A 23,789-nucleotide genomic window follows, 5' to 3' on the forward strand; every position below is an offset into this window, starting at 1 on the left:
CGGAATTAATATCCCGGATTTTGTTTAAGTTTCGAATTTAAATCTATTTGCCGCTGTGGAATCGGGAATAGATTTCTATTGGCTGATGATGGATTGTGGTCCCACCACTTGGTTGTTGTGAATTTCCCAAACCTAATCAGGTCATTTCTTCTAAAGCCTTCAAAAATAAATTCTCTTCCTCTTTCTGCCAAAAGCTCGTCTAAAGTTAAAGTTGCAGTTGTATATGCATGGCTTGGCCATGTTGTTTTAGTATATGCCCTTTTTTTGACATCGTTAATTAAGGTTACGGCATCGGCAGTTGCAACACCTCCATTTTTACGCATTAAGGCTTCTGCCTTAGCAAAATAAACCCAGGTTAAACGGTAAATGTTCCAGTCGGTATTGTTGTAATTTGGATCAGGCAATACAGGGATGGTATCCGTTCCTTTAACAACATAACCAGGAATCGAATTTCCTAATTTATATTTATTAAAACGTACACCACTATTCTCTTCTCCTTCGCTCATATTTGAAACAGTAGAATTTTTAGAGTTTTTTTGGATGTTATCAACAAATACGAGTGGTTTACCTGCATATTCTACAGTTCCTTCTACTGGTGCTTTTGGATTTGCAAATTTAAATTGTGGACCAATAAGCAACCATTCTTTTTTCCTTAAATCCTCATCATCATAAGTTGTATATACACCTGGGATCAATACCACACCATCGTTACCATTTCTACCACCGCCATATATGTCTTTTTGGGCAAAGTGGAAAAAATCTGCTGCAAAACCCGGTTCAAAATTGGCCCGCTTATAATCGTATGCGATTGAAAAAATCACTTCTTTTGATAAATCATTAGTGGTATTGAACTGGTTTACAATATTGGTATCTAAAGCCATGGTACCGTTCTGGCCGCCAGCCTGATTGGTAATCAATTTATCAGCGGCAGCAATACAATCATCCCAACGCGGTGTACCTGTCCAGGTTTCGGCATTCAGATAAAGCTCTACCAGCATGGCATAACCACCAGCCTGGGTCATTCTGCCTAGCATTGAACGCGAAAGCTTTGGTGTTTTTTCAATATTTTCCCTGATTTCTTTCTCTATAAAATCAAATACTTCTTTTCTGCTTGATGTAGCAGGGTATTCGCTTGTGGGTACACTTCCTGTTGGTACGTTAAGGCTTATGGGAATATTGCCAAATAAATCCATCAGCTTTAAATAATGGAATGCCCTAAGGAGTTTCAGCTCAGCGATATAGGAGTCTTTTTCAGCTTGGGTAATGCCCATTTCAGAAATACTTCTGTTTTCGAGATTTTGTATCGGGCTATTGCACAAGCCCATTCCCCAATACATTAAGTTCCATGCATTGTTATATCCTGATTCATCAACCGTCCAACTGTGATAATGCAACCTTTTCCATTGGCCTCCATCTTCACCATGCGGGCCTTTGGTTGGCCAGGCCAACTGATCTGCAGAAAGCTCGGCCATTCGCCACCAACCATTTTGTCCGGCCGGGGCAACCCATGCATTTGCATGTGTATATGGGCGTAGTACCGCCGATAAAACTTCATTTTTATTGGTATAGAAAACATCTGCCGGAATCTGATCGTAGGCATTTTCATCTAGTTTAGTACAGGAGAAGCCTAGTCCTACAAGCACAAACAATACTATATATTTTAAATTCTTTTTCATGATATTAAGTTTAAAAGCCAAGGTTTAGTCCGAACAAGAATGACCTGGTACTTGGGTATGCATTTCTGTTATCAACACCAGGACCTAAGCCAGAATCGAGCACGAAATCAGGATCGTTTCCGGTATAGCCTGTAATTGTAATTAAGTTTTGGCCGGTGGCGTATACCCTTAAATTACGGATCAACTTTGTTTTTAACTTAAAGTTGTAACCGATTGTGATCTCATCAATTTTAAGGTTTGTACCATTTTCTAAATAATAATCAGAATACTGGTAGGTATCATTAATCTGGCTGTACTTATCGAATGCTGAACGCAAGTAGTTACTTCCTTTGATGGATGGGTTACCATAGGATAATGCTGTGGTATTTAAAATTTGGTAATCAAATTTTCCTCTTACAAACATTCTGAAATCCCAGTTTTTGTACGCTAGATTTGCTGTAAATGAGGCATAATATTTAGGTATGGCATTACCAATGCGCACCAAATCGGTAAGGTTGGGATCTTTTGAATAGTTTATCTGATCATTGCGAACAGCAACACCGTTTCTATTGTAGAATAACCATTTTCCTTGTGCATCAAAACCTGCGAAACGTTTACCCCAAAACTCTCCGAGAGGAGCACCTTCGTAAGTGGTAATGGCATCGCCTAAATCGCCTGAGCCACCAATACCGCCAAATGTTTTATATTTAACATCAAAAATATCGTTAGAATAACTTACCAGCTTGTTGCTTAAGGTACTTCCTGTAAAATCCATGCTAAAAGTTAAATCCTTTGTTTTAATGGCTTCATAGCTTAAAGCCAATTCGATACCTTTAGATGATATTGTACCCACATTGGCATAAATATTTGATAACACATAAGGTGGTTGTGGCGTAGTGTACTGATCTAACAAATCTTTGGTTGTACGATCGAACACATCCAGGGTACCTTTAAGCTTACTGTTAAACAGGGTAAAATCGGCACCAATGTTTAATTCCCTTTTGGTTTCCCATTTTAGATCAGGGTTTACATTTGTTGTTGGCCCATAAGTTTCGCGGTATGTTCCATCTGGATAGATGTACCTACCACCACCACCTAAAACTACCCTCGAAGCATTATTTGAGAAACCTGAATTACCTGTTACCCCATAACCCGCACGTAATTTTAAATAGTTAACCCATTTAATGTCTTTCATAAAATTCTCGTCAGATATGTTCCATCCAACCGAAACTGCCGGGAAATTCCCCCACTTGTTGTTAATACCAAAACGGGATGAACCTTCATGTCTTAAAATCAACTGCAATAAATATTTATTATTGAAAGCATAATTGATCCTTCCAAAAAAAGCAATCAAAGTATTGTCGTTTTTAAAACTTGTTGCTGTGGCTCTTCCATCGGTTAAGGCGATACCGGTAGTCAGGTTATCCTCATGAAACTGATCGTTTATGAAACCACGGTTACTTGCCGATTGTCCTTCTTCTACATTGTACCGATAACTGTATCCGGCTACGGCAGAAATGGAATGCTTTTCTTTAATAATGGTGTTGTATTGTAAGGTAGGTTCGAAAGCAAAAGCCTGCGATAAGAAATTTCCTTTACTTGCGTAGCCACCGCCAGGATAGTCAGCATCCTCTACAGAACGTTCAGAAAAAATAGATGCCCAAGCCCCATCGGTATAACTATCGCGCTGAACAGATCCGAAAATTGATCCCTTTAATCCTTTTGCCAAATCTATATCTGCTTTAATATCTGCAGAGCTTGTTTGCTGTTGCCTTTTGCTTCTTTCTTGCTGTAACCTGGCATATTGGTTTGTACTTTGGTTATCAAAATAAAAAGTGCCGTTTGGATTATAGATTCTTTTGGTTGGATTTTTAACCAGTTCTTCTTCCCAACCACTCCCGCCTAATGTATTTGCATTGTTGAAGTTGGAAGCCAGGTTCATTTGAATATTTAATTTATCGTTAAAACCTTTCTGGTTTACATTTAACCTAACGGTATATTCTTTCCTGCCATTTTCTAAACCAATGCCTTGCAAATCACGGTAATTTAAACTTGCACGATAATTTGTATTATTTGTACCGCCGGATAACGAAAGATTATGATTTTGAGACAAGTTATCTTTATTGATCAAACTGCCATACAAATCTTCATTTCCTCCATAATCCTGCGCATCCAGAGCTTTAGAATTAATTTTTTGTCTAAACTCATCTACAGATAGAAAATCCAATCTGTTCTGAATGTATTCTTTACGGAAATAAGTGGAGTAATTAAATTGTGGTGCGCCGGGTTTTCCTTTTTTTGTAGTGATTAGAATTACACCAGCATTTGCGCTGGTACCGTAAATTGCCGCACCAGAACCATCTTTAAGTACATCAACCGAGAGTATATCATCCTGTTGCAACAGATCGGGGTTACCACCCGGGATACCATCAATTACAAATAATGGGCTCGAGCTCCCTGTTACAGTTACCGCACCCCTAAGCTGTACGTTTACACCAGAATTTGGATTGGAACCGCTCGTTCGTGTAAGGTTTAAACCAGCAACTTTTCCCTGTATCAGATCGAGCGGATTACGCGCGCCGCTTTGTCGAAATTGTGCGGTATCTACGTGTGCAACTGATGAGGTAACTTCTTTGGTTTTCAGTGTACCATATCCAACTACCACAACATCACTTAAATTTTGTGCTCCTGATGGCGCCAGGCTAACTGTTAAGGGTGCAGCCCCATTACCAGCCGGAATAGATTTGCTTTGGTAGCCGATATAACTGAATACCAGCACATCTGTTGGCGAAGTTACATTGATACTGAACTTACCGTTTTCTTGTGTTACGGCACCGCCGGTTTTGCCTTGGATTTTAATCCCGACGCCAGGTAAACCGATTTTCTTCTCATCCACAACAATACCGGTAATTGTTTTTTGTGATGCAGCTGTTGCGGGTGCAGCTGTAGTTGCAGGCGTTGTGGCTGTAGGCACTGGTGCAGGGGTAGTAACCGGCCGCGCACCACCTAAAGGATTCGCAGGTGCTTTTACCGTATCGGCAGGCTTTGCAACAGGAACTTTTTTGGTTGTGTCTTGTTTTTTAGTTGTGTCTTGCTGAAAATAATAGCGGTTAAAATTCTTTTTTTCGCTCGTAATTTTTGCAAACAACTGGGGGCTTGAAAGTAGGAACAGGCATAGGAATCCTGACATCCTGAGTAAAATGTTTCTCATTGGCACTCACTAGTTTAGTTTATAATTAGTTACGCAATGCGGCCAACCTTTTACCAAATTAATAAGAGCGATAAGAATTAATTAGTGTTACTTAGGATTTCCGCAAAACGATTTAGTAACGCCTTAAACCGTGTTTTGTTTTAAAAAAAATGAAAAAACCTTAAATTGTTACGTTCGCGGAATGCCTAACTTAATGGAGATACTTAGAAATTAATCCAGCTGTTTTTGCAGAAGCTCCAGGTTTTCCCATGAGTAAAAGTAGCTCATCGTAATGCTTTAACATCTCATTTCTACCTGCTCCATTTAAGATAATTCCGAGTGCTGCGTTTACTTTTTGAGTATTGCAATCTTCCTGAATAAGTTCGGTTACAATCTTTTTGTTTACAATGAGGTTAACCAATGAAATGAACTTAATTTTTACCAGCATCCTGGCAATTGCTATCGAAATTGTACCTCCTTTATAAACTACAACCTGAGGTATTTTAAACAATGCAGTTTCGAGTGTAGCCGTTCCTGAAGCTACAATTGCAGCATGGGCATGGTGCAATAAATTATAAGTGTTGTTAAAGAGTAAATGAACATTCTTATTGCCTGTAAACTGGCGGTAATAATTTTCGGTAAAAGTTGGTGCAGCAGCAATGGCAAAAATATAATCAGGGTAATTTTCGGTAATGCTTAACATTACCGGGAGCAGGCGTTCTATTTCCTGTTTGCGGCTACCGGGCAATAAAGCAATAATTTTCCCATTGCCCAGCCGATTATTTTCGAGGAAATTTAAATCAGGTGTAAATTGTGCAATTTCATCCAACAGCGGATTACCAACATAATCTACTTTCATCCCCCACTCTTTGTAGAAATCTACTTCAAAAGGCAAAATGCAGAACATGTGATCTACTACCCTCTTAATATTCAGTACCCGCTTTTGATTCCAGGCCCAAACTTTAGGCGAAATATAATAACAAACCTTTATACCATTTACTTTTGCAAACTCCGCAATTTTTAAATTAAAACCTGGAAAATCGATCAGAATCAGCACATCGGGTTTCCATTTTAGAAGATCTTCTTTACAAGCTTTTAGATTTTTAAATATGGTTCTTAAATTTAACAGCACTTCTGTAAAACCCATAAAAGCCATATCGGCATAGTGTTTTACCAATTCGCCACCCTCGGCCTGCATTTTATCGCCTCCGAAATACCTGAATATAGCTTCGCCATCCTCAATTTTTAAGGCTTTCATTAAGTTGGCACCATGTAAATCGCCAGAGGCTTCTCCGGCTACGAGGTAGTATTTCATGTTATAATTTTTATAGAAAAAACGTCATTGTATGTAAGAAATAAACAATCGTCATTGCCGCGTAGGCGGAAAGCTTATAGCATTAGGATTATCAATCAAGTTGGGAATGACAAACCGACTTGATCAGTCATTGTCATTCTTGTAATTCTCTTAAAAAACCTTATAAGCAAAAAACGCAAAAGCACATAAAAATGTTGCGGCCAATATGCCCCTGCCAATATTTTCTTTATTGTACTTAAAAAAGTATTGCATTGTATAAGCATTTATAGCAATGCCACCAATGTACAACAGATCGGCTTTTGCAAGGTAGTTAACATGGTTAATAATGTACCAGGCAATTGTGCAAAGTATTGCTGGCAGCAATAAGCCAACACCTAAACCTACCCAAACGGAATTGTTTAATTTTTTTAAATGATCAATCATCACAACCAACAATTAACCTAAATTAATTCCATCTGGAGCAGAAACTTTGCTTCCCGAAGTTTTATCATCCTTATTACCGATAAAATCCCAACTGTTAAGGGTTTGTATGGCATGGTGCGCCGTTAAATCGAACTGTACCGGAACGATAGAAACGTAATGATGCGCTAAAGCCCAAACATCGGTATCTTCACCTTTGTCAAAATTTTCGAAAACCCCTGTTAACCAATAATATGGGCGTTTATAAGGATCTGTCCGTTCATCAAATTCTTCCATCCATTTGGCATTGGCCTGGCGGCAGATTTTAACGCCCTTTAAATGATCTCCTTTCGGGAAATTCACATTTAATAAGGTGCCCTCTGGCAAACCATTGGCCAAAACCTGCTCACAAATGTTTTTAATGTATTTTTTAGTATGGCTAAAATCAGCATCAGCAGCAAAATCATCTAAAGAAAAACCAATAGAAGGGATTTTTTCAATTGCACCTTCTACCGCAGCCGACATGGTTCCTGAATACAATACGTTAATCGAATTATTTAAGCCATGATTGATTCCTGATACACATAAATCAGGTTTTTTACCTTTAAAAATCTTATTCACTGCAATTTTAACGCAATCAACAGGTGTTCCGCTGCATTTATACATTTCAACACCTTCGTAAAGCTCAACTTTATCAAAACGGATCGGTTTACCTATTGTAATGGCATGTCCCATTCCACTTTGTGGACTATCTGGTGCAACAACAACAACGTTACCCAGCTCCTGCATTACTTCCATTAAGTTTTTAATACCTGTAGCTGTAATTCCATCATCGTTTACAACTAAAATATTTGGTTTTGTGCCCTGTTTTGTCATGGCGGTAAAAATACAGATTATAATTTCAAGGCACAATAAACGGTGATTTATATGCAAAAATCATTTATTCCTTAATTTTTAGTTTTGGAAATCAAAATTATTTTCATTCAATAACAGAAAGCATATATATTTGAATAAATAACTTATTAAAAATGAACGCTGTATTTGGATTTTTCCTTAACTGCCAGATACCCACTCATTATCATAAACCAAAACAAACTCAATGAAATTGAAACTATTTACTTTGGCTTGTTTTCTTATTTCAGGTTCTTTAGCGAAAGCACAAACAACCTACCAATGGAAAACAGGAACTTCTGGTGGCTATACGTACAAGTATGTAACCAACGACCCGACTAAAACACGTTTTTATACCCTAAAAAACGGTTTAACCGTAATTTTATCACAAAATAACAAAGAGCCAAATATTACTTACAAAATGGCCGTAAGGGCGGGTAGCAATACCGATCCACGTACAAATACTGGTTTGGCGCATTATTTAGAGCACCTTTTATTTAAAGGAACTGATAAATTCGGAACATTAAACTACGCCAAAGAAAAACCGCTTTTAGATAAAATTGAAGCACTTTACGAAACGTACAACAAAACAACCGATCCGGCAAAACGTAAAGAAATTTATAAGGAAATTGATAAAACATCTGGTGATGCCTCTAATTATTCTATCGCGAATGAATACGATAAAATGATGAAATCGATCGGCAGTAACTCCACAAACGCACATACTTCTGTAGAAGAAACCGTTTATGAAGAAGATCTTCCTTCAAATGCCATCGATAAATTTTTAGCTGTACAGGCAGAACGTTTCCGCGCACCTGTTTTCCGCATCTTCCACACCGAACTGGAAGCTGTTTATGAAGAGAAAAACATTGGCATGGATAACGATAGCCGTAAAATGTATGAGAAAATGCTTTATGCTTTGTTTCCAACACATAATTACGGACAACAAACAACCATTGGTACCATTGAGCATTTAAAAAACCCATCATTAATCGAAATCAGGAAATATTACAACAAATATTATGTGCCTAACAACATGGCGCTGATTATGAGCGGTGATATTAACTACGACGATCTGATTAAAAAAATTGATAAAGATTTTGCCTACATGGTATCAAAACCTTTATCGCTTTATAACCCTGCACCCGAAAAACCTTTAACTCAGGTTCAAAAGGTTGATATTTACGGTCCGAGTGCTGAGAACTTATACGTGGCCTACAGAGGCTTTGCCCAAAATACACACCAGAGTTTGTTGTTGGATTTAATTGGCAGCATTTTGGCCAATGGCAAAGCGGGTTTAATGGATATCAACATCAATAAACAGCAAAAAATGTTAAGGGCAAGTGCCGGTTACAACTCAATGAAAGATTATGGAATCTTCATTTTATCTGGTTCACCAAAAGCAGGACAAAGCCTGGAAGATGCTCAAAAGCTGTTATTAGAACAGGTTGAATTACTTAAAAAAGGCGAATTTGATGAAAGCTTGATTAAAGCTACAGTGGCCAACATTAAATTGGCAGAACTACAGAGTTTTGACAATAATGATGTTCGCGCAGATTTTGCTATGAATGCTTTTATCCAAAACCGTGGTACAGAGTGGGATAAAACCCTGGCCTCTACCGATGCAATGGCTAAAGTAACTAAAAAGGAGATTGTAGATTTTGCCAATAAATTTTTCATCAATGATTATGTTTCCATCTTAAAACATAAAGGCGAAGATAAAAGCATTGTTAAAGTTGAAAAACCAACCATTACCGCTGTAAAAACAAATGTTAATGAAGTTTCTCCTTTTACGAAAGACATTATTGCGGCTCCGGTAAAACCCATTGCTCCTAAATTTTTGGATTACACTAAAGACCTTAATTTTGGTAAAGCAGGTATTGCTGATGTAATTGCAGTGCAAAATACGGAGAATGGAATCTTCCGCATGAGCTACCGTTTTGATATGGGTTCTTACAACTACAAGTTATTGCCTTATGCTGCTCAATATCTATCTTTTTTAAGCACCGATAAATATTCGGCTGAAGATATCAGTAAAGCTTTTTATAACATTGCCTGTAGCTATAGTGTTAACGTAGGTACTGATGTAACAACCGTTTCGATCAGTGGGTTACAAGAAAACTTTGATAAAGCCGTTGCTTTACTTGAAGATGTACTGGCGAACTGCAAACCAAACGAAAAAGCCCTTGAAGATTTAAAAGGCCGTTTATTAAAATCGAGAGATAATGCAAAATTAAACAAATCATCAATTTTGGGTGGTTTAATGAGTTATGCACAATTTGGTGCCGATAATCCATTTAATTATGGATTAACCAATGATGAAATTAAGAATATGAAATCAGCCGATTTGATTTATATCCTTCATAACCTTACCAATTATAAACATACCATAACGTATTATGGTCCAAAAACTTTAGCGGCCTTTTCTGCAGATATTGTGAAAGCACATCCATTGGCGAAAGAATTTACCGATGCAGCGCCAATCAAGAAATTTGTTTACACCAAAACCGATTCTAACAAAGTATACTTTGCTGATTACGATATGGTGCAGGCAGAAATCCGCTGGGTACGTAACGGTGGATTATATGATCCTGCTAACGCTGCTAAAATTGCTTTATTTAACAATTATTTCGGTGGTGGCATGGGTTCTGTAGTTTTCCAAACCATCCGCGAATCTAAAGCACTTGCCTACTCTACTTTTGCAGTATATTCTTCTCCAAATACCAAAGAAAAAGAAAATTCGATTATTGCTTACGTAGGTACACAGGCTGATAAAATGAATGAAGCAGTTGCGGGAATGAATGAATTATTGACAACGCTGCCAGAATCAGATAAATCGTTCGATTTATCCAAAACCAATTCATTAAATGGTATTGAAACAAGCCGCATTACAAAAGATGGAATTATTTATAGCTACCTGGCAGATAAAAAATTAGGTTTCGACCATGATTCGAGAATTGATGAATATGCCAACCTAAAACCATTGACATTTAATGACGTAAAATCTTTCCACCAGACCAATCTTTCTGGCAAACCTTACACGTATTGTATCGTTGCTTCTGAAAAGAAAATCAACATGGCTGATTTAGCTAAGTTTGGTCCGGTAACTAAATTAAGCTTAGAACAGATTTTTGGATACTAATAAAGTTAAGGATAGAAAGCGGAGGGTTAAGGTGAAACCTGATGCTTTAATATTATAATTAAAAGCGATTCCCATTTCCGGGAATCGCTTTTTTTATTTAGTTTCAGTAAGTCATTGGTTGCCATGTGCTGAAAAACCGTTGTGTTTTCGAGGCTTGGTGGTAAAAGACTAAACAACATTTTCGGTGTTATTCAGTGATTCTATGGCAAAAAATTACACATATTTCAATGTCTCCAAAATTTCTGCTATCGAGAACTTAGCTCCACATACAAATTCATCTGCAGCACCGTAATAAATTGTTAATTCATCTCCGCTAACTAAATGGCCATTGGTAAAAACTACTTCACCAAAAAAACCATGCAGCTCATAATCAGTAGTGGGCACCATTATAGGTTGATCTGTTCTTGCCAATACTTTAGCCGGGTTGTTTAAATCCAGCAAAAAAGCACCCAGGCAATACTGATGTTTTTCGTTTGCACCATGATAAATTTCAAGCCAACCTGCTGCTGTTTTTATAGGTGCAGCACCCGCACCAACGCGTGCACTATCCCAAAAGCCCGCTCGGGTTTTAATGATACATTTATGGTTGCCCCAATGAATGCCATCAGGCGATTCGGCCAGCCAAATGTAGTTACCGCCTAAAGCAACACTACTTGGCCGGTGCAAGGCATAAAATTTGCCATTAATTTGTTCTTCAAATAAAGCGCAATCTTTATTATGAGGTGGAATAATCATGCCATGGTACTCAAAGGTTTTCCAATCTTTAGTGCTACGCATGCCTACCCCAACACCGTGTTCAGAAACAGCCGTAAAAGTTAAATAATAAGTACCGTTAATTTGGGCTACCCGGCAATCTTCAATACCAAAGGTTTCATCCTCACCTTCTCCCTGTAATAAAGGATAAGCATCCGGTTGATAAAAATGTATCCCATCATCGCTGCACACCAGCCTTAAATGAGAAAGTGTGGTTAAATAATCTGCTCCCTTATAATTAATCACCCTTGGGTCGGTTGCATTCAAATCCGGATCGCTTTCTGCTATGGCCAAAATCTCTATTCCCCCTTTTTTAAGTACAGGGAAAGAGATTACGTTTTCCTGTTGGGCTGGTCTTTCAGCCACGCGGATCAGCAACCATATTTTACCTTCAAAAGTAAAAACACCAGGATTTAACAAACATTCGATTTCTAGTCCGGCGCTGCTCGGCAAAAGGTCTTTTGGATGCAAGATTGGATTCTCGACAAATCTTTTGGCAATATCTGTCATAAAAAATGGTTTTAAAGCAAACAGGCGACCGTATAGGCCGCCTGTTTATTCATAGAATTGATATTATAATGAGTTGATCCATTTTACAAGTTCATCTCTTCCCTTTCCGGTTTTTTGTTGAAGTTTCCCCAATAACTCATCGTCTTGGCCCTCTTCATGCGCTAAATCATCATCAGTTAAATCAGCATAAGCTTGTTTAACCTTTCCTTTTATTTCATTCCACTTTCCTTTTAATTCTAACTTATCCATGCTTGTGTTTTTTAATAAAAAAATGCAATTTATATACCAATCAACATTTGTTTTCAATGCTTTGTTTTGGTTTAATTGCTTATTAGCCTAACATAGCCAAATTTTAACCTATTCCTCAAGGTTTTGAGCATATTATTGATTATATTAAGAGTATCATTTATACAAACTATTAAACATTACTAACTTAACTACCATTTTGATGAAAAAACTACTCTTAAGTATGCTTTTGTCTCTCTGTGTAATTTCACTTGCTTTCGCACAAGGCAAGGTTATCACGGGGAAAGTAACGTCGGCTTCTGGACCAATTCCAGGAGTTAGCGTATTTGTAAAAGGCTCACCAGCAGCGGGCACACAGAGTGATGCCTCCGGAGCCTTTAAACTAACAGTATCAGACGATGCTAAAACACTCGTTTTTAGCTTTATTGGCTACAAAACAAAAGAAGTGCCGATTACCGGAGCAACGATTAACACCAGTTTAGAGGAAGAAAACAATACCTTATCTGATGTGGTTGTTGTGGGATACGGCACGCAGAATAAACGGGATGTAACGGGATCGGTAGCTTCTGTAAAATCGAAAGACCTGGAAAACTTACCTGTAACAAGTTTTGAACAAGCCTTGCAGGGAAAAGCAGCAGGCGTACAGATTGCGGCTCAAAATGGAAAATTAGGGCAAGGAATAACGGTAAGAGTAAGGGGGGCGGCCTCGGTAACTGCAGGTAGCGAGCCACTTTACATTGTTGATGGAATTCCTATTACCTCGGGCGATTTTTCCAGTACAACTGCACCAACCAGTGCTTTAGCTGATTTAAACACCAATGATATCGAATCTATAGAAGTTTTAAAAGATGCCTCTGCATCTGCAATATATGGCGCAAGAGCCTCAAACGGTGTAGTATTAATCACAACTAAACAAGGTAAGGCAGGCAAAACACTTATTCAGTTCAATGCACTAGGTGGAGTTAGCTCCCCTTCTAACCATAGGGATTTTTTAAATGCAGAACAATATGTTCAGTTAGAGCGTAGAGCTGGGCAAGGCCAGGCTAAACAAGACTTTCTGAATGGAGAATATGCAACTTTACAAGAAGCGTTAGATGATTACAGTGAAAGTGTAGAAGCGCGTTTAAACCGATATTCAGCCGGAAACAATGATTACCAAACTTATAAAGTAAACTCTAATTGGGAAGCTGCCTCTTTTCAAGACAAGCCCGTTACACAACAATATGATCTGAATTTAACAGGCGGAAATGAAAAAACTAAATTTTACATCGGCGGACAGGCATTAGATCAACAAGGAATTGTAATTGGAAACAGTTATAAACGCTATAGCGGCAGGTTAAATCTTACTAATAAGGTAACTGATTTTTTAGAAATGGGTGTTAATCTTAATTTTTCTAATAGCATTAACAATAGGTTATCAAATGATAATGCCTTTTCAAGTCCACTGCAATCTGTTGCACTTTCTCCTATTACCCCTTTTATAGATCCAAGATCAGGCTTGGTTAGCGGAACATTACCAGGAGCAGCCTCCAACTATCCAGTATATTATAACCCATTTATTAGTGTCGATAATGCATTTTATAAAGCAACGGTATATAGAACAATAGGAAAAGCTTTTGCAAACATTAATATCGCGAAAGGCTTAAAATTTAGCACAGATTTCTCTATTGATAACTTGAATCAAAATGAAGAAAGTTATTACGGTGCTTTAACTTTCAGAAACACAGGCACTACAAATGGTTACGGGCAAAATATTTCGACTTTTGTAATTAATAGCAACACAAACAATTTTTTCAGTTACAATAATACAATTGGAAAAAGTGCTTTTGACCTGATTTTAGGAACAAGTTACCAAAAATCGACTACAAAATACAGTACCATTGAAGGACAGGATTTCCCGAGTGATTCTTATATTAAATTGGGTTCTGCTGCAACAAAAGTTATAGCAACAAGTAATGAAGGTGCATTTAGCTTTTTATCTTATTTCTTTAGGGCAAATTACAAATACAATAACCGTTATCTTGTTGGCTTTAGTGTAAGAGCAGATGGCTCATCACGTTTTGGCTCCAATAACAGGTATGGATATTTCCCTGCAGGCTCGTTAGCATGGATTGCTTCGGAAGAAGATTTTTTAAAGGAGAGCGAAACCATCAGTTTATTAAAATTACGGGCCAGTTATGGTTTAACAGGTAATGCTGAAATTGGAAACTATTCTGCACGAGGTTTATTCAGTGGATCAGGAGCTTACGGAGGTTTGCCAGGACAAATACCTTCTAGAATAGCGAATCCGGATTTAACATGGGAAAAAACAAAACAACTCGACATTGGCTTTGATTTTGGTATTTTGAAGAATAGAATTACAGGTGTTTTCGATTTCTATCAAAAAAATACCAGCGATTTATTGTTGGATGTTCCTATTCCGCAAACAACGGGTTTTTCTACAAAAACTCAGAATTTAGGTTCATTAAAAAATACTGGGTTTGAATTGGGTATAAATACAGAAAATTTTGTTGGCGCATTTAAATGGTCAACGGCAATAACTGGTGCAATTAACAACAATAAGATTACCAATTTAGGAGGGCAGATTTTAAATGGCAATGAAATAAATGCAGCTATTTCAGGGCAACCTATTGGTGTATTTTACATACCAGAATATGCCGGAGTAAATCCGGCTAATGGCGATGCATTATATTATGTTAACACAACTGATGCTTCAGGAAATGTTGATCGATCAACAACAACTGATATTAATAAAGCACAGCGGATATTTGCCGGGAACCCAAATCCTAAATATACTTTTGGTATAAACAATACTTTTTCTTTTAAGAATTTTGATCTGGGTATATTTTTCCAAGGTGTTAAGGGCAATAAAATTTTCAACGCAGGAGGCCAATACATGAGTGCCAATGGTTCAAATGGCTATGATAATCAAACCACAGATCAAATGAGCTATTGGGATAAACCTGGTGACATTACTTCCGTGCCAGAGCCGCGTTTGTTTGCAGGCAATGGTATTGGAAATTCAACAAGGTATTTATCTGATGGCTCTTATGTCCGTTTAAAAACATTAACCCTTGGTTATACTTTTCCAGCTACAGTATTAACGAAAATTAAGTTAAGCAAATTGAGGTTATATGCTACGGCGCAAAACCTGCTCACCATAACCGGTTACAAAGGATGGGACCCTGAGGTTAATGCAGATTATCAATCGACGAACATCAATCAAGGCGTAGATTTTTACTCAGCACCACAACCACGAGTAATTTCATTTGGTATTAACATTGGCCTATAATTAAAAAAGAATCAAAATGAAAAAGACATATATAACCAACATCATATTTGCTTGCATGTTTCTGATGGCTTTACTATCGTGCAAGAAAGCACTTGAAATAAATCCTGTTGATACCATAGAACAAAAAAATGCATTACTCACCTCTAAGGATGTTGAAGGAGCCCTAACTGGTGCATACTCAGACCTCGGTAGCCGGAATTTTTTTGGTGGCCGTCCATTTTTGATAACTGATTTCTTAGCAAACACTGATGCTATCGAATGGTTCGGAACTTATGAGGAGTTAACACAGGCCATAAACAAATCTCTTCTAAAAACAAATGTGTTTGTAGATAATGTTTGGGCTGCAGGGTATGCCTCAATCAATGATGCCAACAACGTAATTGCTGCTCTTGATAAAGTAGAGCCTACTAAAAAGAGCAGAGTGGAAGGCGAAGCAAAATTTATTCGGGGTGCAGCTTATTTTGAACTCGTTAGATTATTTGGAAAAGCCTACAATGATGGCACTCCCAGCACCAATTTAGGAATACCCATTGTATTAACACCAACAAATTTAATAAGCGAAGCAAACTATGTAAGCAGGGCTACTGTAGCTGCAGTTTACAACCAGGCTATTGCCGATTTAACAGATGCAGAAGCCAAACTTCCGGCTGTTAATGGTTTTTTTGCAACAAAATCAGCAGCTGCTGCTATGCTTGCGAGACTTTACTTACAAATGGGTAATTATAGTGCGGCTGGAGCGGCAGCAAACCGCGTGATATCCTCTGGAAATTATCAACTAACAAATACTTACTTAAGCGCTTTTCCTAAAATGCCCGAAAGCGGTAGACCCGCAAAACCTGGAGATAATACCACTGAAGATGTTTTTGCCATGCAGGTAACTACTTTGACAGGTTTTAATGGCTTTAATGAATTCTATGGTTCATCTACATTTGGTGGACGTGGAGACGCTGTAATTTCACAGGATTGGATTGATGAGACTTATGCTGCGAATGATGACAGAATTAATGCTTTTTATGACGATGATGATATATTTACCTCCAAATTTGGTAACCAATTTGGAAACGTACCTGTAATCAGGTTATCGGAAATGTATTTGATTAGAGCGGAATGCAATGTGCGTTTGGCTCCTTCAGCTCCCATTGGTGGTATTGCACCGATTCAAGATTTGGCTACGGTTAGAAGTAGGGCTGGCTTAACAACAAATTCAGCCACTCTTACAGATATTCTTAACGAAAGAAAACTCGAATTTGCTTTTGAAGGCTTTTCACTACATGATGCTAAAAGAACGCAAACAAATATTGTAAATATACCATGGAATTCTACCAGATTGATCTTCCCGATTCCACAACGTGAAATTGACGCAAACAGTAAACTGGTTCAAAATCCAGGTTACTAACTAAATTATAAACAAACAGCCAATCAATTGATTGGCTGTTTGTTTATAATCGATTAACTAAACTATTTAAAAGAATACCACCGATTATTTCATTATTTATATTTACTTCCTTGTAATATTAAATCCTTAGTTAATATAATATACTTTCCATTACTATCAGTCATCCGAGCTAACAATTGTAAATCTTGCGGGTATTCACCAACATTATTATTAACGTTTACTGTTAAACTTCCAGTCCCCTGGCCCTGCGTAAATGAAATACTTGAGGGTTTACCGCTTACACTCCAATCAACTACTGATGATGGCCATACATAAGATAAAGTAAAAGTATAACTTCTATTAGCGCTCAATATACCTCCTCGCTAATTTTAGGCGAACCAAGAGGATATAAATTTACCAATGCAAGCTTATCTTTATCAGAAAGAACACCAGAGAGCGTATTATTTGGTCCACTGTTCATAATTGAGTTAAAATCAGTTCCACCAGCATTTGGAACATCAATAGCAGTTACTTGTGTACCAATATCATCGACTCCATCAGCAGTTTCTATCCCTACCCAATCTGTATGCCTAAAACCGATACAGTGCCCAAGTTCATGAGCAATAACTGTTTCTTTTGATCTGGATTAAGCCCGGCGTTGGCAATACTTTCAGAATTAACCCTAACCAAAGCACCCGCCCTGCCGCTGAGCGGAAAATAAGCTTTTCCGTAACCACTAATGCTCTCCGATCTAATTTCAATATCGAATGCGCCGTTAGGAACAATGGTAAAAAAAATGCCAGAGTTGTCTACAACATTCCATAAGTTAATTGCTGCATCTATTTCACCGGCCAAGCTGGCCAAATTAGGGTGTATATAGAGCCTAACATTTATGCGATTTGTCAAATCTACCAAGTGCCCGGTATAAGTCTGACCAATTTTTGGGCTCCCAACTATTGGCGTACCCATTAATTTTGAATTTAACACAGGCGAAGTGGCCACCTTTGTGCTTCTATCCGAGGGCATTTCCATATCTTTCGGAAAAAAAATATCTCCTTCAACCTGATACTCCGTACCTAAATCTTTAATGGAAGATTCAGAAAATCCAAGACTTTTTATATAAGAGCGCAACTCTAGGTTTTGAGGTGGTTCAGGTTGATCTTTATTGTCGCCCTTTTTACAGGATACAGCTAGAAGAATTACCAAAAAGAATAGAGTTAAATTTTTTTTCGTTTTCATAGATTTTATTTTAAGCAATAGCTAAAAGTATTTTTAAACAGGCTACAAATACTTATTAAACAGCTAGAAATAAAAATAAAAACACTAATAATCAATCATTTACAAAAAACAAGAATACATTAAACGATTTAGACTAGTTATTTAGTTAAAATAAAAATTTAAATCAATCTGGAATATGATATCATTGTGCTACTTTCTATTACATGAAGCCAAACGAAACCAAACAAATATTGCAAGCTACTATTAAATGTTTACAGATTGGTAATGCCATTTAAATGAGGTGAAATAATGGAAATTTCAAAATGTTAAACCGCTGCCAACTAAAATATCTCATTAACAAAAAATGCCCCCGAAAACCGGGGGCATTGCTTTTTATAATCACTTTATGCTTAAAGCGTTTTTGTTGCTGCAATAATCTCCTCAACAACTCCAGGATCCAATAAAGTAGAAGTATCTCCTAAATTTGTGGTATCGCCCTCCGCAATTTTCCGTAAAATTCTGCGCATAATTTTCCCTGAGCGCGTTTTTGGTAAACCAGATACAAACAATATCTTATCAGGTTTAGCAATGGCTCCAATTACGCGGGTAACCGTTTGTAAAATATCTTTTTTAGACAATTCTGCCTCTCCATGCATTTCAGGGTAAATTACGAAAGCGTAAATGCCCTGTCCTTTTACATCATGCGGATAACCCACCACAGCACTTTCTACCACCCCTGCATGCATATTAATCGCATTTTCTACTTCAGCAGTGCCAATTCTATGTCCTGAAACATTTAATACATCATCTACACGACCAGTAATCCTATAATAACCATCTTCATCACGCAAGCAGCCATCACCTGTAAAATATAGATTTTCGTAAGTAGAAAAATAGGTTTGCTTGCAACGTTCATGATCGCCATAGGTGGTACGCAACATCCCCGGCCAAGGGAATTTAATGCAAAGATTTCCCATTACTCCGTTTCCTTCAATTTCATTACCGTTTTCATCAACCAGAATAGGTTGAATTCCTGGCAGAGGCAAAGTGGCAAAACTAGGTTTGGTTGGCGTTACCGTAGCAATTGGCGAAATCATAATTCCCCCGGTTTCAGTTTGCCACCAGGTATCTACAATAGGCGCTTTACCATGACCAATCTTTTCATCAAACCAATGCCATGCCTCCTCATTGATAGGCTCTCCTACCGAGCCTAAAACGCGGATCGAACTTAAATCTTTGCCATTAAGGGGCTCATCACCATAACTCATCAGCGAGCGGATAGCCGTAGGTGCAGTATATAAAGTATTTACTTTGTGTTTTTCTATAATATCCCAAAAGCGTGATGGCGTTGGGTAGGTTGGAATCCCCTCAAAAAGTACAGATGTTGCACCTTGTGAAAGCGGTCCGTAAACGATGTAGGAGTGTCCGGTAATCCAGCCAATATCTGCAGTACAGAAATAAACTTCACCAGGTTTGTAGTTAAATACATTGGAAAACGTATACCCCGCATACACCATATAACCGCCACAGGTATGCACCACCCCTTTGGGTTTACCGGTAGAGCCCGATGTATAAAGAATGAAGAGCATATCCTCCGCATCCATTTCTTCGGCTTCGCAGGTATCGTTTACATGCTTCACTTCATCTTCCCACCACACATCTCTACCTTTCAACATGGAAACAGGGGTACGGATATGAGTGAGTACAATACATTTCTCTACTGTTGGACAACCGATCAACGCATCATCAATTACATCTTTTAAAGGAATCTGTTTGTTACCACGGTAAGAACCATCGGCAGTAATCACAACCTTACATTGCGAATCGTTAATGCGGTCGGCAATTGATTTTGCAGAAAACCCACCAAAAATAACAGAATGAACAGCACCAATCCTTGCACAAGCCAAAACTGCTATGGCCAGTTCGGGCACCATTGGCATATAAATACAAATGCGATCTCCTTTTTTAGCACCGTTACGTTTAAGCACGTTTGCAAAGCGGCAAACACGCTCATGCAGCATTTTATAAGTATAGGTTACACTTTCTTCCTCAGGATTATTCGGTTCCCAGATAATTGCAGGTTTATCACCATTGGTAGCAAGATGGCGGTCTAAACAATTTTCGGTAATGTTAAGTTTAGCTCCTTCGAACCATTTAATATTTGGCTCGTTAAAGTTCCATGATAAAACCTTAAACCAAGGTTTACGCCACTGAAAGTTTTGCGCTACCTCGCCCCAAAACTGTTCTGGATTTTCTACGCTCTTTTTATAATCTTCTTCGTACTGCTTAAAAGATGTAATTTGCATTGCTCTGTTTTATATTTTGGATTAGTTGCGGCTAATTTAAAGAAATAATAATTAGCAGAAATAGTCTAATTGTATCAAAATAAATATCAAACGTTTGATAAGAAATAATTATTTTTATGAATGAAGAATTTAACCTCATTTATCGCACTGATACTGATTGTATTTAGCATCAAATCATACGCTGCAACCGAATTTAAAAGTTCTGTTTCAGCGGATACTACTCAAGCTTATAAAGTTATCGCAAAATCACCGGCAATAGCTTCTGTTACCATCAGAAAAAGTAAAAAGAGTGGAAATATGCTATATGTATCGGTTGGAATTAAAAAACTTAATGCCCAGGATAACAATGTAACAGGCATTGGTTTGCAGGGAAAGTCAGAATCAAAGGAAGCCAGAAATGCAACTGGTCCGGTTTTCGATCAAATAGAAGTTTTAAATGGCGGTTATGATGAGATTAAAGTTGATAAAGTATCAACCACTCAAAACATGTATACCATTAAAAACATTAATTTTCCATTAAGATTAAAAATGCATTCGGGAAAAGATTATGTTGAATTTGAAATAAAAGATGCAGGCCGCTGGGATGTGAACGTAAATTATAAAAATAATTAGCTTCGCTATTGTCATTTACAATTATTATTCAGATATTTGCACACTCTTAAAAAAATTAAGCGGACGTATTAAACAACTATATTTACAAGTCATGTCAAGAGTTTGTGATTTAACAGGAAAAAAAGCAATGGTAGGTAACAACGTTTCTCACTCGAACGTTAAAACCAAACGCAAATTTTACCCAAACCTACAACTTCAGAAATTTTATATTCCTGAAGAAAACCGTTGGATTACGTTGAAAGTTTCTACTTCAGCGATTAAAACCATCAATAAAGTGGGCATTAGCGAAGCGATTAACCGTTTCGTAAAAAAAGGATTTTTGTAAAAAACATTAACTGTTGAGATTAACAGTTTTCAATTTATAATAAAATGGCAAAAAAAGGTAACAGAGTTCAGGTTATTTTAGAATGTACTGAACATAAAGAAAGTGGCATGCCAGGTATGTCTAGATATATTTCTACCAAAAACCGTAAAAACACTACTGAGAGATTAGAATTGAAAAAATTCAATCCAGTGTTGAGAAAAGTAACCGTACATAAAGAGATTAAATAAGATTGATGGTGTAAAGGTAGAAAGTTAAGGGTATACCCATTTCTCATTCTATCCATCTATCATTCAATCATTAAATTTATAAGAACATGGCAAAGAAAGTAGTTGCAACCCTTAAAACAGGTACAGGTAAAGAATATTCGAAAGTAATTACAATGGTAAAATCACCAAAAACTGGTGCTTATTCATTCAAAGAACTTATCGTACACAACGACCACGTAAAAGATGCTATCGCATCTAAATAAGGTTAATATTTTTTAATATTAAAAGATATTAAAGGCCGTTCCGTTTTAACCGGAAGGGCTTTTTTTGTTAGTGAAATTTACGTTCGGAAATAATTGATTATCTTTGAAAAAAGCATAGCCATGGAAACGTATAAGTTTAAAGCAAAAGTTTCTGAAAACGGAACTATTGTTGTTCCTGACAGATTTGATATAAAAAATAAAGAAGTTGAAGTGATTATTTTGGATGAGGTAATAGGCTTACCTATTACAAAGAAAATGACGGGAAAAGAGTTTGTTTCGAAATATGCTGGCATCCTTAAAGGCGTCGATGCTGATCAGGCAAAATGGGAATATCTGAAGGATAAACACAATTTATGACACTCTTACTGGATACCAATATTATCCTTGATATTATTTTAGTAAGAGAACCTTTTTTTCAAGATTCCTCTAAAATTTTTGAACTAATTGATGGTACCATAATCAAACGCTGTATTACAGCGTCATCAATAACCGACATTTACTATATTGTAAAAAAGAATTCTGGTCATTCGAATGCTATTTCATTTATTGAGTCTTTAATTATAACAGTTGATCCTCTAAATGTGAATAGAGATACCATCACATTAGCCTTACATTCTAATTTTTCAGATTTTGAAGATGCAGTGCAAAGTGCTTCTGCAGAATTAAACAACGTCGACTTTATTATCTCACGAAACACAAAAGACTTCACTGCCGGTAAAATACCGGCTCAAACACCTACCGATTTCCTAAAAAAACATAAAAATAACTAATGGGTTTATTTGATTTTTTCAAAAAGAAAGAAACTGCGCCTGAAGCTCAGGAAGCTCTTGATAAAGGTTTAGAGAAAACTAAAGACGGTTTCTTTAATAAAATTACCAAAGCTGTTGCAGGAAAATCTTCTGTTGATGATGAAGTGCTCGATAATCTGGAAGAAGTTTTGGTTACTTCAGATGTGGGCGTAAGTACTACATTAAAAATTATCAAACGCATCGAAGAACGTGTTGCCAAAGATAAATACCTCAATACTTCCGAGCTAAACTTTATTCTTCGCGACGAAATTCAGTTACTTCTATCTGAAAATAACAGTAACGATTTCCGCCAGTTCGAATATGGCGACCACAAACCATATGTTATTATGGTAGTTGGCGTAAACGGTGTGGGTAAAACCACTACGATTGGAAAACTGGCACATAAACTTAAAGAATCAGGGCTTAAAGTAGTTTTAGGGGCTGCCGATACCTTTAGGGCTGCAGCTGTTGATCAGATTAAACTTTGGGGCGAACGCGTTGGCGTAAGGGTTGTTGCACAGGCCATGGGATCAGATCCTGCTTCTGTGGCTTTTGATACCTTACAATCTGCCGTTGCCAATGGCGAAGATGTTGTTATTATCGATACCGCCGGACGTTTACATAACAAAATCGGTTTGATGAACGAACTCGGCAAAATTAAGCAGGTAATGCAAAAGGTTGTACCCAATGCCCCGCACGAAATTCTCTTGGTACTAGATGCTTCTACCGGACAAAATGCTTTTGAACAGTGTAAACAGTTTACCGAAGCCACCGATGTAAACGCCCTGGCAATTACCAAATTAGATGGAACAGCAAAAGGCGGTGTGGTAATCGGAATTTCAGATCAGTTTAAAATCCCGGTTAAATACATTGGTGTGGGTGAAAAAATAGGCGACTTACAGCTTTTTGATAAGAAAGACTTTGTGAATAGTTTATTTAAATAGCACTTCGGGAGATGATTCCGCAGAGGATTTAGTTACTAGGCTCACTTCGTGTTTTGATATTGAGAAGGAGTTTGTATTGATGTTTGAAAGTAAGGTGATTTGAAAATTTGGATGCGACCTTGCAGTAGAACAGAAAGTAATCGTAGAATTAAAATCTGTTACAGGATTTCAGCCTAAGTTATTTCAAAGTCAACTTATATCATACTTAAAAGCCAGTAAAATTAAAACCGGATTATTGATTAATTTTGGCAATACAAGTTGTGAAGTCAAAAAGATAGCTTTATAATCCTTATATATCCACATGATAATCTGTGGAATCGCTAAATCTGTGGAATCAAGCCGCAAGGAAAGCGTAAATA

21 protein-coding genes and 1 pseudogene are annotated in these 23,789 nt (G+C 37.4%); 11 read left to right on the forward strand and 11 right to left on the reverse strand.

From position 1 onward, the window contains the following. Positions 1–5 precede the first annotated feature (5 nt). The 5 genes from ASE74_RS09030 to surE all read right to left on the reverse strand — a co-directional run bounded on the left by ASE74_RS09030 (position 6) and on the right by surE (position 7,435). Positions 6–1,676 carry a RagB/SusD family nutrient uptake outer membrane protein gene (locus ASE74_RS09030; RefSeq protein ID WP_055907461.1) on the reverse strand — a complete coding sequence of 557 codons (1,671 nt, stop codon included), beginning with the start codon at positions 1,674–1,676 and terminating at the stop codon, positions 6–8. A gap of 10 nt (positions 1,677–1,686) precedes the next feature. Beyond that, entirely contained in the window at positions 1,687–4,845 is a 3,159-nt protein-coding gene (locus tag ASE74_RS09035) for a SusC/RagA family TonB-linked outer membrane protein (protein ID WP_082458712.1), read from the reverse strand. Between the two features lie 211 nt (positions 4,846–5,056). After that, positions 5,057–6,160 (reverse strand): lipid-A-disaccharide synthase, encoded by a 1,104-nt coding sequence (gene lpxB, locus ASE74_RS09040; RefSeq protein WP_055907464.1) that lies wholly within the window; start codon positions 6,158–6,160, stop codon positions 5,057–5,059. Between the two features lie 150 nt (positions 6,161–6,310). Then, positions 6,311–6,583, reverse strand: a complete 273-nt coding sequence (locus ASE74_RS09045) for a hypothetical protein (RefSeq protein ID WP_055907467.1) — start codon at positions 6,581–6,583, stop codon at positions 6,311–6,313. Positions 6,584–6,595: 12 nt separating this feature from the next. Next, positions 6,596–7,435, reverse strand: a complete 840-nt coding sequence (surE, locus tag ASE74_RS09050) for a 5'/3'-nucleotidase SurE (RefSeq protein ID WP_055907469.1) — start codon at positions 7,433–7,435, stop codon at positions 6,596–6,598. Between the two features lie 223 nt (positions 7,436–7,658). Between surE and ASE74_RS09055 the strand changes: the two genes are divergently transcribed. Further along, positions 7,659–10,592, forward strand: coding sequence for a pitrilysin family protein (locus tag ASE74_RS09055; RefSeq protein ID WP_055907472.1), 2,934 nt, complete (start codon positions 7,659–7,661; stop codon positions 10,590–10,592). 213 nt (positions 10,593–10,805) lie between these two features. Here ASE74_RS09055 and ASE74_RS09060 read toward each other — a convergent pair whose 3' ends face one another. Both ASE74_RS09060 and ASE74_RS09065 read right to left on the reverse strand, forming a co-directional pair. Next, the gene (locus ASE74_RS09060; protein ID WP_055907475.1) at positions 10,806–11,855 is read right to left on the reverse strand and encodes a glycoside hydrolase family 130 protein; all 1,050 of its coding nucleotides are present in this window, start codon (positions 11,853–11,855) and stop codon (positions 10,806–10,808) included. A gap of 63 nt (positions 11,856–11,918) precedes the next feature. Beyond that, on the reverse strand, positions 11,919–12,104 hold the full coding sequence (locus tag ASE74_RS09065; RefSeq protein ID WP_055907479.1) for a CsbD family protein: 186 nt from the start codon (positions 12,102–12,104) through the stop codon (positions 11,919–11,921). 199 nt (positions 12,105–12,303) lie between these two features. On the opposite strand from ASE74_RS09065, the gene ASE74_RS09070 reads away from it, so the two are divergent. Continuing rightward, positions 12,304–15,393, forward strand: coding sequence for a TonB-dependent receptor (locus tag ASE74_RS09070; RefSeq protein ID WP_055907481.1), 3,090 nt, complete (start codon positions 12,304–12,306; stop codon positions 15,391–15,393). A gap of 16 nt (positions 15,394–15,409) precedes the next feature. Then, entirely contained in the window at positions 15,410–16,789 is a 1,380-nt protein-coding gene (locus ASE74_RS09075; RefSeq protein ID WP_082458713.1) for a RagB/SusD family nutrient uptake outer membrane protein, read from the forward strand. Between the two features lie 92 nt (positions 16,790–16,881). On the opposite strand, the gene ASE74_RS09080 is transcribed toward ASE74_RS09075, so the two are convergent. The 4 genes from ASE74_RS09080 to acs form a co-directional block, all read right to left on the reverse strand. Further along, a complete protein-coding gene (locus ASE74_RS09080; protein WP_055907487.1) occupies positions 16,882–17,139 on the reverse strand; it encodes a hypothetical protein in 258 nt (85 codons plus the stop codon). Further along, positions 17,136–17,393 carry a M57 family metalloprotease gene (locus ASE74_RS25460; protein ID WP_082458714.1) on the reverse strand — a complete coding sequence of 86 codons (258 nt, stop codon included), beginning with the start codon at positions 17,391–17,393 and terminating at the stop codon, positions 17,136–17,138. The genes ASE74_RS09080 and ASE74_RS25460 overlap by 4 nt, the downstream gene beginning before the upstream one ends. Further along, a complete protein-coding gene (locus tag ASE74_RS09085) occupies positions 17,342–18,007 on the reverse strand; it encodes a hypothetical protein (RefSeq protein WP_055907489.1) in 666 nt (221 codons plus the stop codon). The genes ASE74_RS25460 and ASE74_RS09085 overlap by 52 nt, the downstream gene beginning before the upstream one ends. Positions 18,008–18,396: 389 nt before the next feature. Next, entirely contained in the window at positions 18,397–20,292 is a 1,896-nt protein-coding gene (acs, locus tag ASE74_RS09090) for an acetate--CoA ligase (protein ID WP_055907492.1), read from the reverse strand. Positions 20,293–20,412: 120 nt separating this feature from the next. On the opposite strand from acs, the gene ASE74_RS09095 reads away from it, so the two are divergent. The 8 genes and pseudogenes from ASE74_RS09095 to ASE74_RS25465 all read left to right on the forward strand — a co-directional run. Beyond that, complete coding sequence (locus tag ASE74_RS09095) at positions 20,413–20,904, forward strand: hypothetical protein (protein WP_055907495.1); 492 nt, start codon at positions 20,413–20,415, stop codon at positions 20,902–20,904. A 91-nt stretch (positions 20,905–20,995) separates the two neighbouring features. Further along, the gene (gene rpmB, locus ASE74_RS09100) at positions 20,996–21,229 is read left to right on the forward strand and encodes a 50S ribosomal protein L28 (RefSeq protein ID WP_025145121.1); all 234 of its coding nucleotides are present in this window, start codon (positions 20,996–20,998) and stop codon (positions 21,227–21,229) included. 44 nt (positions 21,230–21,273) lie between these two features. Further along, positions 21,274–21,456, forward strand: a complete 183-nt coding sequence (gene rpmG / locus ASE74_RS09105; RefSeq protein ID WP_010599807.1) for a 50S ribosomal protein L33 — start codon at positions 21,274–21,276, stop codon at positions 21,454–21,456. An 86-nt stretch (positions 21,457–21,542) separates the two neighbouring features. Beyond that, on the forward strand, positions 21,543–21,698 hold the full coding sequence (locus ASE74_RS24375; RefSeq protein WP_010599808.1) for a DUF4295 domain-containing protein: 156 nt from the start codon (positions 21,543–21,545) through the stop codon (positions 21,696–21,698). 120 nt (positions 21,699–21,818) lie between these two features. Beyond that, a complete protein-coding gene (locus ASE74_RS09110; protein WP_055907497.1) occupies positions 21,819–22,055 on the forward strand; it encodes a hypothetical protein in 237 nt (78 codons plus the stop codon). Further along, positions 22,052–22,468 carry a PIN domain-containing protein gene (locus ASE74_RS09115; RefSeq protein WP_055907499.1) on the forward strand — a complete coding sequence of 139 codons (417 nt, stop codon included), beginning with the start codon at positions 22,052–22,054 and terminating at the stop codon, positions 22,466–22,468. The genes ASE74_RS09110 and ASE74_RS09115 overlap by 4 nt, the downstream gene beginning before the upstream one ends. Then, the gene (ftsY, locus tag ASE74_RS09120) at positions 22,468–23,430 is read left to right on the forward strand and encodes a signal recognition particle-docking protein FtsY (protein WP_055907503.1); all 963 of its coding nucleotides are present in this window, start codon (positions 22,468–22,470) and stop codon (positions 23,428–23,430) included. Before ASE74_RS09115 ends, ftsY begins: the two co-directional genes overlap by 1 nt. A 118-nt stretch (positions 23,431–23,548) precedes the next feature. After that, positions 23,549–23,716 (forward strand): annotated as a pseudogene (locus tag ASE74_RS25465) (GxxExxY protein); the annotation flags it as partial. Positions 23,717–23,789 lie beyond the last annotated feature (73 nt).

This window comes from Pedobacter sp. Leaf216 (genome assembly GCF_001421515.1).
GTDB lineage: Bacteria > Bacteroidota > Bacteroidia > Sphingobacteriales > Sphingobacteriaceae > Pedobacter.